Below are 8,009 nucleotides of genomic sequence, written 5' to 3'. Positions count from 1 at the left end.
AAAACAGCAAATATGCGTCAGAGCCTAAAATTGCCCCACCCTTTTGCTGATTAACGCGGTCTTCTCAGCCCTATTGGATCAGATTCAAGTTTGTCTGACAATGCCATCCAAATTACACATGCCCCCCCCCCGACAAGAGTAAGCCGCCAACTGCGGGTTCCCGCATAATTTATGCAAGCCATCCCCTATGAAACGTTTTTCAACCTGATAATTTCAGTGCAAAGAAGCTGACTGCAGGCTTAGGAGAATTACGGTGCCAAAGGCTGAGATCCATCATTTTAGCGACGAATATAAAAAAATGACATTGCCCGGCGTGGCGATTGAACGATTGCATACCGGGATGCTTTGGGCCGAAGGGCCAGTCTATTTCCCGGCAGGGGATTTTCTGATGTGGTCGGACATCCCGAACAATCGATTATGGCAATGGGTGCCGGATCTGGGCTGCCGGATTTTTTCTCATAACAGCAATAATAGCAATGGCAACACAACGGACTTACAAGGGCGCCTTATTTCGTGCCAGCATCTAGTGCGCTCTGTTGTTCGCACTGAATGGGATGGCAGTCAGACGGTTCTTGCCCGTCACCACGCGGGCAAGCCACTGAACTCACCCAATGACGTCGTTGTGACCAAAGATGGATCCGTCTGGTTCACAGACCCATCCTACGGCATTCTAAGTGACTATGAGGGCAAACAATCTGTGCCCGAACAGGACGGCTGCTATGTCTATCGCATAGATCCTGACACTGGAGATGTCGTCGCCAAGATTACCTCGCTAAAAATGCCAAATGGACTGGCTTTCTCACCGGATGGGAAAACCCTTTATGTCGCGGATTCCAGCCGATCCCATTTTAGCGACGGCTATCACCATATTTTTGCTTGGGATGTCGGAGAAAACGACTCTTTGAGCAACAAGCGTGTTTTCGCTGAAATCGAGCATGGCGTGCCAGACGGAATTCGCACAGACACCCAAGGCAATCTTTGGTCGTCGTCTGCCCGAGGTGTTGAAACCTACGGCCCAGACGGGTCGCATAAAGGTTATATCGCAATACCCGAAACGGTCTCGAACCTTTGCTTTGGCGGCAAAAAACGCAACCGTCTGTTCATCACAGCCTCAAGCTCAGTCTATGCCGTGTATGTCGCCGTCACGGGAGGAGCATAAGTCAACCGGTCGGCCGTCTGCCGATTGTGGGAGCCAATCTGAATAATTTTTAAATGGGAGAAGAGAATGTCAGATAAAGTGGAAAAAACCGAAAGAGAAGGACGCCGCAATTTTCTTAAAGGAATAGCTTTGGGATCTGCTGCGTTGGGAGGTGGGTTGGTAACCCCGGATCTTATGCTTGGTAGCAATGGACAAGCGCAGGCAGCAACTTCGGATGAAATGGTCAAGATGGCTTTTGTCCAGATTCAGCCCCACACCGTGTCCTCTGCCTGGAGTGTCGGTTTGGAAGAGGTGCTGTCTACCCAGCAGAATATTGATTACAAACAACTAGATGGCCAGAATAAAGTAGAAGTACAGGTCAGCCTGATTGATACACTTATCAATGAAGGGACCAAAGTTATCTTCCTTCAACCAATTGACAGTGTCGCAGTTGGTCCGTCTATCAAAAAAGCCCGCCGTCGTGGGGTTGCCGTTATTACACTTAACATTGATGCTTCTGAGGAACATGCTGCCCATGTGGAAATGAACCATTATTACGGGGCCATGGATATTGCCAAGGAAATGGGCAAACGCATGGGTGGTAAAGGTAAAGTCGCCATTCTCAATGCACCTCCAGGCATTATCATTCGCGACCAGCGGACCAACGGGTTTGTTGATGGAATGAAAAAATACTATCCCGACATCCAGATTGCCGCAGATCAGGTTGCTGATTGGTCTCGCAAAAAAGCGCAGGACGTTCTGTCCAATATTTTGACTGCTCAGCCAGACATTACTGGCGTTTATGGGGTCAATGACTCTATGGCACTGGGCGCTGTTGATGTCGCCAAACAGAAGCAGATTCTCGACAAGATGGTCATCTTCGGCAATGATGGCGAAACCGCTGCACTGGAATCCATAGAACGCGGCGAATTGACAGGCACCCAGTTCACCGACGTTTATCAGCAAGGGCGCTTTGCAGCGGCGGCGGCTTCTGTCTTCGTTTCGGGCGGGGTTACGGCCAAAGACTTCAAAAAGCAGGCCAAACTACTGATGCCTTACACGATCGCTACAGCTGAAAATGTTGCTTCGATCCAGCCAGCTCAGCGTTGGTAATCAAGCCCAAACCAAAAAAATCGCTGCCGCCATGGCAGCGGTTTTTGTTTTCCTCTCAAGCAAGGTACTGACTATGGCACGCTTGCGCCAACTACCGAACATTGAACTGCTGGCATTTTTCCTTCTGTTGTACGTATTCTTCTGTTTTTATGCGCCCTATTTCAACACGGCGTCCAACTTGGAAAATCTGCTCGTCGGGTATTCTTTCATCGCCATATTGGCCATTGGCCAGTCTTTCCCCATCATGGTGCGTGGTATTGATCTGAGCATCGGCTCCATTCTCGCTCTTGGTGGAATGGTGTTGTTTGATCTCAGCGTGATTTATGAAGTTCCAGGCTATTTTGCAGTCCCACTTGTGTTGCTGGTCACACTGTCAGCCGGCGCCTTCAACGGGGTGCTCGTTGTTTGGTTCAGGCTTCAGCCCTTTGTGGCAACCTTGGCCACTTTGGCCGCCTACCGAGGTGTGGTTTATGCAATTTCGGGTCGTCAGCTTTTCCCGGACATGGCAACCCAACCAATCACCGACCCGTGGATGACAGGGTGGGATTCCTATCTCGATATCGGCGGTCTCACCGGCCTTGATCAATATATAGAACTGCCTTGGTTGCCCCTGTCCTTTTTTCTGTTGGTTGGCCTCTTTATTGTCATTCAGACCCTCTTGAGCAAAAGCCAGTTTGGTATGAATTTCAAAATCGTTGGCGGCAACCCCGAAGCGGCACGCCTTGCTGGCATCAACGTCAAAATGACGCTGCTCAGCGCCTATGCCCTATCCGGCTTGTGCGCGGGCATCGCAGCCATCATTCTGGTGACGCGACTGACGACAGCAACAGAAGCACTGGGCAATGGTATGGAGCTCACGGCCATTGCTGCTGCGGTGATTGGCGGGATTAGTCTACAGGGCGGTATTGGCAATGCCTTCGGTCCTATCCTGGGGGCTTTCCTGCTGGGAACCATACTGCTTGGCTTGACTCTGTTGGGCATTTCCCAATTCGTCCAGCAAATCATTACAGGTTTCATTCTGATCGGTGCAATTGGCTATGACAAGTTGCTGTCCGAACTGCGGATCCGCAAAATCCGGGAAATGCAAAACAGGAGCAGAGCATGACTGGGCAAGTGCTTTTGGAAGGCAAACATCTCAAAAAGACATTCGGCCGATTTGTAGCACTGAATGATGCAAATTTTGCCATTCATGCCGGTGAAGTGCACGGTCTGTGCGGCAGCAACGGGGCTGGCAAGTCTACCCTGATCAAAATTATGACGGGTGCCCACCGCCCCACAGAAGGTGTGTTGCTCATGGGTGGTGTTGAAGTGCCCACAGGTAGTCCACTGGCAATGCTAGAGCGCGGCGTTGGCTGCATTTATCAGCATTCCAACCTGATCCCGGCTCTCACTGTGCTCGACAATGTGTTTCTGGGCCGCCCGCCCAAAACCAAATTTGGCTTTATCGATAGCAAAAGCCAGCGTCAACAAGCGCAAGCACTGCTGGAGCGATATCACATTGACCTTGATCTTGATGCACAGGTGTCCACGTTGGCGACTGTTAAGCAAAAAGAAGTCGAGATCCTCAAAGCTCTGGCGCTTGATGCCAAGGTCATCCTCATGGACGAGCCAACAGCTTGGTTGTCTCATTCAGAAGTCAAAAAGCTACACCAAACCATTTCCCATCTCAAGTCGTGCGGCGTGGGACTTGTCTATATCTCCCATGTACTGGATGAGGTGTTTCAGGTCTGTGATGCGACCACCGTTATGCGGGATGGGTCGATCATCTGGAGCGGACCGATTGATGAAATCACGCGCCCCGAACTGGTCGATCTGATGGTAGGCAAAGAATTGGGCGCGGCGGCTTCAGCTTCGGCTCAACAAACCCGCCACCCCAGAGGCACAGGAAAAGTGGTCCTATCTACCCAAAACCTAGAATTGACGAACGTCTTTAAGGATATCAGCCTTGATCTGTATGAAGGCGAAATTCTTTGTCTGACCGGACTGATCGGATCTAAACGCACTGAATTACTGCATTCTATTTTTGGCTCGGCCAAATTCACAGGGGGCTTGTTGCAGGTGGATGGCAAAGACGAGCAGTTCACGACACCATCTCAAGCGATAGCGGCCGGAATCGGCTTCGTACCAGAAGATCGCCTACGAGACGGGTTGTTGCTGGAGCATTCCATCGCCGAGAATCTTGTCTTTGCTGCCCTTGATAAGGTTTCAAAACTTGGCTTCTGGAACAACCAAGCGACAAAAGCTGTGGTAAAGCGCCAGATCGAGGAGCTCAACATTCTCCCAGCCGATGGCTCAAAGATTGTCAAACGCCTCAGCGGTGGTAACCAGCAAAAAGTACTGTTGGGGAAATGGCTTGAAATCAACCCCAAAATTCTGTTTCTCGATGAGCCAACGGTAGGTGTCGATGTTGGCGCTAAGGCCGAAATTTACAGCATTTTGCGCAAGCTAAAAGAGAAAGGCACCGCCATTCTCATTGTTTCATCCGACATGGAAGAGGTAATGACCGTCGCCGATCGGGTCGCAGTCATGGTGGCCGGACGATTAACCCGGGTCAGTGATGCCAACGACATCACTCAAGAAGAGTTGGTGCGTGAGATCAGCGGAGGAGCTGCGTAATGCTGACGACAGATTTTGATATACGGGCCGCAATCCCGACCTATGCCATGCCGGTGGCTCTGCTTATTGTTATCGCATTGTTTGGCATTCTGGCACCGGTCTTTCTAACCACTTCCAATTTCACTGCTATTGTCTATCAAATGTCAATCACCGGCATCATGGCGGTCTGCATGACATTCGTTATCATGACCGGCGGGATTGATCTATCAGTCGGGCCTGTGTTGGCGACCTCGGGATTGGTGGTTTTCTATTTCCTGCATGTGGCCAGTTTTCCTCTGATTCCGGCTGTCATTCTGGGTATCACAGCGGGAGCCATAACCGGTGCTATCAGTGGCGCTATCATTTCCTTTTTCAGTCTTCCTGCTATGATTGTCACACTGGGTATGCTTTCTATCATTAGGGGCTCAGCGCTTCTGGCGGGCGGGCCAGATTTGCACCTTGTGCGAAATCAGCCCGGTTTTGATTTCATCGGCAATGGCTATCTGCTTGGCATTCCCTTTGCCATCTGGCTGTTTGTCATCGTCAGTGGCTTGCTGATTTTCATTCAAAGGAAGACGACCTTTGGTCTGCAAGTTGCAGCCATAGGAGACAATCAGCGGGCGGCCTATTTATCTGGCCGAAAAATCCGGTTGGTCAAAACCATGACCTATATGATCTGCGGCATGGGGGCCGCACTTGCAGGCATCGTGCAAAGCTCGCAGGTTCATACTGCGGCGGCAACCTATGGTGAGTTCGGTACAGAGCTGGATGTTATCGCCGCAGTGGTCCTTGGTGGAGCAAGCCTCTTGGGCGGTAAGGGGTCTGTGGCACGCACCATTATGGGGGTGTTGTTTCTTGCTGTGCTCAACAACGGCTTTAACATTCTCAATGTGCCGATCGATTACCAGCTGATCATTAAGGGCGGTATCATAGTCTTGGCCCTTTCGATGACGGAATGGGCAAATACGAAAATCGGTTGACCGCAGCTTTCCTGTCCGAGCAATGAAGACTATAATGAGCGGGATTACCCGCTCATTTTTCATAGTGAGTTTAACTGTGTGGTTGCGCATGGATCGCTTTGCGTCAAACGCATATTAGCCTAAAGCAGCTAATTGCTTATGGATGCACCATGCCTGACAAACCAACCATTCCGGCAAATTTCACGACCGAACAGGTGTTCAACATTACGCGGGCCATCGCCGGTCGGGTGGGCTATCAGGCGGTCATCGACGCTGTTTCTGACGAAATTCAAGGCATCCTGCCACACAATCACATAGATGTGGTCATTCTCGATAAAAACAAAGAGAATCTTGTCGCTTATGAGACCGGAATCCAAACCGAATGGGGTGGTATCAATCGCAAGAGCGTATCCACCAGCCCCATCAGGGATATTCTTTTAGGCAAGGTCGAGCACTTGATCACGCCAAACGCGATGCAAGATCCTCGTTTTACCATAACAAGTATGTTCAACAAACCGATCCATGACCATCAATTGCGGTCGCGCGTTCACGTACAGGTCCGCGTGGCGGGTGAACTCATCGGGGCCCTTTCAATTTCTTCGGTTAAACCTGACATTTACACAATCACCCATGTCGCAAATGCCAAGCTGCTCAGTGATTTAATCGGCCCCTATTTCTTTGCCCTGTGGCAATCGGAACTCGTGCGTGTCACCGAGATCAACCGGGTGAAAGAAAGTGCCCGTCTTGAAGGTCTACGCACCGGCGCGCGCTATGTAACCGATGAGCTAGAAAGCGCACGGGCGCAAATCGGGATGGACTTGCACGACCAGACATTAGCGGATCTCTCGCGCATTCAACGCAGGCTGGGATCTATCGATCATCTCGATGCCGATGATATCGAGGCGCTGAAGGAAGACCTCGGGTGCTGTCTATTGGATTTACGCCAAATCGTTGACGATGCCAAACCTACTGTGCTGGAAATGTTTGGACTCACAGCGGCCGTGGGAGCGCGCTTGGAGCGACAAATCCAAACAACAAGGATGCCTGTAGCAATCAAGCTTGTCGATCAATCCAACGGTTGCATTGATGACCTGCCTTTCAAAATGCGCATCACAATCTACCGGATTTTGCAAGAAGCGGGAAACAACGCGTTGCGCCATTCCGGTTGCACTAAAATCAATGTGGTTTTTCAAAGCAATGGTTCGGACGCAAAAATTATATTCAGTGATAATGGCAGGGGTTACCAGCAAGAGGATTTTGCCAGTTGCGGAGGCTTGCTGAATATGAAGATCAGGGCGTCCCTCATCGGTGCGGAAATAACTTTCAGTCGACCAGGTAAATCAGCCGAATTAACATTGAACTATCACGCAGATCAGTAACGTCGCATAGACATTGGAAAAACAAAAATTATGGCACAAGGACGTTCTATACTGATCGTGGAAGACGATCTTTTACATCGGGAATTTCTGCGCAAAGTGGTCAGTGATCCCGTCATGGGGTTCATTGATGTTCAGGAAGCCTGCGATGGCGAAACAGGACTGGATATTGCCCTCACCTATCGGCCCGATGCCATCATCCTTGATTTACAAATCCCTAAAATCAATGGAGTTGACGTTGCCAAGGCTATTTGGGCAAAAACACCACAAGCCCCCATTCTATTTTGGTCCAATTACGCCGATGAAGCCTATGTTCGTGGCATCGCCAAAGTTGCCCCTCCTGATACAGTTTACGGCTACTTGCTCAAATCCGCGTCTTCGGGACGCCTTGAACGCGCGATGAAGGGAATTTTCGACGACAAACAAACCATTATAGATTATGAAGTTGTCGGCATCCAAAAGCGTGCCAGAGACAAATATGAAGCCTTAACGGACGTTGAATATGAGGTCCTTTTGGATATCGCGCTTGGCCTGACAGACAGCGCAATTTCGGAACGACTGAACGTCTCCATGCGCACAGTTCAAAGTCGATTGCAAAGCATCTATTCTAAACTGGGCCTCAGCAACGAGCCAAACGGCAATCGCGCTGCAACCTTCAATCGCCGCAACAGAGCCGTTGCCCTTGCTCTGATTTCGCGTCAGATTAACGGCAAAACGCTTGAGACTTTGAATAAGAATCTCAACGGGCGTTGATGCTCCGGCATTGCCAATGCCCTTTCTACAGTTAATCAACCATTGGATGGTGCGGTTCGATCGTTGAATTTTGCC

Annotated in this window: 7 protein-coding genes; all 7 read left to right on the top strand. The window is 50.2% G+C overall.

Annotation, left to right across the window (positions count from 1 at the left end; all coding sequences use genetic code 11):
• The first annotated feature begins 253 nt into the window (after positions 1–253).
• Positions 254–1,159 carry an SMP-30/gluconolactonase/LRE family protein gene (locus C0081_RS19035; RefSeq protein ID WP_373235852.1) on the top strand — a complete coding sequence of 302 codons (906 nt, stop codon included), beginning with the start codon at positions 254–256 and terminating at the stop codon, positions 1,157–1,159.
• A gap of 66 nt (positions 1,160–1,225) precedes the next feature.
• On the top strand, positions 1,226–2,251 hold the full coding sequence (locus C0081_RS19030; RefSeq protein WP_101535435.1) for a sugar ABC transporter substrate-binding protein: 1,026 nt from the start codon (positions 1,226–1,228) through the stop codon (positions 2,249–2,251).
• Positions 2,217–3,356 carry an ABC transporter permease gene (locus tag C0081_RS19025; RefSeq protein ID WP_101535434.1) on the top strand — a complete coding sequence of 380 codons (1,140 nt, stop codon included), beginning with the start codon at positions 2,217–2,219 and terminating at the stop codon, positions 3,354–3,356. Before C0081_RS19030 ends, C0081_RS19025 begins: the two co-directional genes overlap by 35 nt.
• On the top strand, positions 3,353–4,867 hold the full coding sequence (locus tag C0081_RS19020) for a sugar ABC transporter ATP-binding protein (RefSeq protein WP_101535433.1): 1,515 nt from the start codon (positions 3,353–3,355) through the stop codon (positions 4,865–4,867). The genes C0081_RS19025 and C0081_RS19020 overlap by 4 nt, the downstream gene beginning before the upstream one ends.
• Positions 4,867–5,826: an ABC transporter permease gene (locus C0081_RS19015; RefSeq protein WP_101535432.1), complete on the top strand. Its 960-nt coding sequence runs from the start codon at positions 4,867–4,869 to the stop codon at positions 5,824–5,826. Before C0081_RS19020 ends, C0081_RS19015 begins: the two co-directional genes overlap by 1 nt.
• Before the next feature lie 149 nt (positions 5,827–5,975).
• Positions 5,976–7,184, top strand: coding sequence for a GAF domain-containing sensor histidine kinase (locus tag C0081_RS19010; RefSeq protein WP_101535431.1), 1,209 nt, complete (start codon positions 5,976–5,978; stop codon positions 7,182–7,184).
• 30 nt (positions 7,185–7,214) lie between these two features.
• A complete protein-coding gene (locus C0081_RS19005; protein WP_101535430.1) occupies positions 7,215–7,934 on the top strand; it encodes a response regulator transcription factor in 720 nt (239 codons plus the stop codon).
• The last annotated feature ends 75 nt before the right edge of the window (positions 7,935–8,009 follow it).

Origin of the sequence: Cohaesibacter celericrescens, assembly GCF_002866925.1 — a bacterium.
Taxonomy (GTDB): domain Bacteria; phylum Pseudomonadota; class Alphaproteobacteria; order Rhizobiales; family Cohaesibacteraceae; genus Cohaesibacter; species Cohaesibacter celericrescens.
Note: the sequence above shows the minus strand (reverse complement) of the source record. Positions and strands in the feature narration are given on the sequence as shown.

Coding starts and splice junctions, on each gene's coding strand:
- C0081_RS19030 (WP_101535435.1), top strand. CDS start 1,226: ATGTCAGATAAAGTGGAAAAAACCGAAAGAGAAGGACGCCGCAATTTT.
- C0081_RS19025 (WP_101535434.1), top strand. CDS start 2,217: ATGTTGCTTCGATCCAGCCAGCTCAGCGTTGGTAATCAAGCCCAAACC.
- C0081_RS19020 (WP_101535433.1), top strand. CDS start 3,353: ATGACTGGGCAAGTGCTTTTGGAAGGCAAACATCTCAAAAAGACATTC.
- C0081_RS19015 (WP_101535432.1), top strand. CDS start 4,867: ATGCTGACGACAGATTTTGATATACGGGCCGCAATCCCGACCTATGCC.
- C0081_RS19010 (WP_101535431.1), top strand. CDS start 5,976: ATGCCTGACAAACCAACCATTCCGGCAAATTTCACGACCGAACAGGTG.
- C0081_RS19005 (WP_101535430.1), top strand. CDS start 7,215: ATGGCACAAGGACGTTCTATACTGATCGTGGAAGACGATCTTTTACAT.